This window comes from Paenibacillus xylanivorans, assembly GCF_001280595.1.
Lineage (GTDB): Bacteria > Bacillota > Bacilli > Paenibacillales > Paenibacillaceae > Paenibacillus > Paenibacillus xylanivorans.
In genome coordinates this window covers 78,583-80,158 of sequence record NZ_LITU01000065.1, presented here as the reverse complement: position 1 = coordinate 80,158, position 1,576 = coordinate 78,583, and the positions used below count along the sequence as shown (strand labels likewise).

Sequence of the window (1,576 nt, the reverse complement as noted above, 5' to 3'; positions counted from 1 at the left end):
GCCAGAATAACCGTCCCCGCCGTTGTGCCGCCTACTCTAACAATCAAGCCGATACCCAGACCGGCAAATAATCCACCAAAAATAGTATTGATCCAGAGCTCGTCCGATGCGATCGTCCAGCTCTCGGTCAGGTGCAGGAACAGCGAGTTGAATACCACCGCAATAATGGTATACACCGTTGTCGTTCTGTCGAGAAACTTGTACCCCACAAGTAGCAAAATACCATTCAGGAGCAAGTTCATTAGTCCAGGAGACCATTCAAAGACATAATACAAAATAATTGTAATCCCGGTAACGCCACCTTCAGCCAAATCATTCGGGATGACGAACAGGTTTACTGCAAGTGCAAACAGAAATGCACCCGCCATAATAAATAGAATATCCGTTATTCTTTTCTTCATCATGCACTCCATCCAATCCATCAGAAAATCAACCTATCAACCAATTTCATAAGTTGTCATAACCACTCAATGATAGATTCTACCATGCCAGGAACAAAATTTGTATACATAATACAAATTGTTGCGCGAATTGTACAAAGGAATCTGAAAACACTGCTTTTTTAGGCTCTACAAAGCAGATTCGCTTCGTTCACCCATGACATTTGTCATGGGTCATCATTGATATTCATCATTACAAAGGGCTGACGTTTATGACTTACTGCACTGGACGCATTCTTATACAATGATAAAAACGCCTCACTTGGAGACCTTTTCCCAGGAAGCGTTAGGTTATGACTAATTATAGTTATTGACCATTGAAGGAGGACGTACGTCTATGAGCAGAACCAAAGAGATGGCGCTTAAAAAAGAAGTAACCCCTTATGAGAAAAATAATCTTCGCCTGAGTATCCAACAATTAGTGAATTCCATACTGCCACTATTATTATTATGGGCCGCAGCGTACTATAGCCTGTCCGTGTCCTACTGGCTGACATTTCCGATTGCCCTCGTAGCCTCGGGATTTGTCCTTAGAACGTTTATCATCTTCCATGACTGCTGTCATGGTTCATTCTTCAAAAGCAAACGTGCCAACGACATTCTCGGCACCATTACGGGTGTTTTAACCCTGACGCCCTACCTGCAATGGAAAAACGAACATTCCATTCATCACGCAACCAGCAGCAATCTCGATAAACGTGGTGTAGGTGATATCTGGGTCATGACCGTTGAAGAATACAAAGCAGCTTCCCCTTGGGGTCGTCTTTTCTACCGTATTTATCGTAATCCGTTTGTCATGTTCGTTATTGGACCCATTTATGTATTTTTGTTCGCCTACCGCTTTAACCGTAAAGGTGCAAGACGTAAAGAACGTATGAATACGTACCTGACTACAGCATTGATTGTAGCCCTTTATGCCTTTATGTGCTGGTTAATCGGCTGGCAGGCTTTTGTACTAGTGCAAGCACCCGTATTTTTCTTCTCCGGTTTCTTCGGTATCTGGCTGTTCTACGTACAACATCAATTCGAAGATACGTACTTTGAACATGAGGATGAATGGAGTTATGTGAAGGCTGCTGTAGAAGGTAGTTCATATTATAAACTGCCGAAACTGTTGCAGTGGATCAGCGGTAATA

At 42.8% G+C, this 1,576-nt stretch carries 2 protein-coding genes; one reads left to right on the top strand and one right to left on the bottom strand.

Going from position 1 to position 1,576, the window contains the following annotated elements; all coding sequences use genetic code 11:
• A partial coding sequence (locus AMS66_RS33850) for a YitT family protein (protein WP_236703489.1) occupies positions 1 to 401 on the bottom strand: 401 nt, incomplete at its 3' end.
• A 376-nt stretch (positions 402 to 777) separates the two neighbouring features.
• Between AMS66_RS33850 and AMS66_RS17705 the strand changes: the two genes are divergently transcribed.
• Positions 778 to 1,576 (top strand): fatty acid desaturase (locus AMS66_RS17705; RefSeq protein WP_407944553.1); only part of this gene is annotated, 799 nt, incomplete at its 3' end.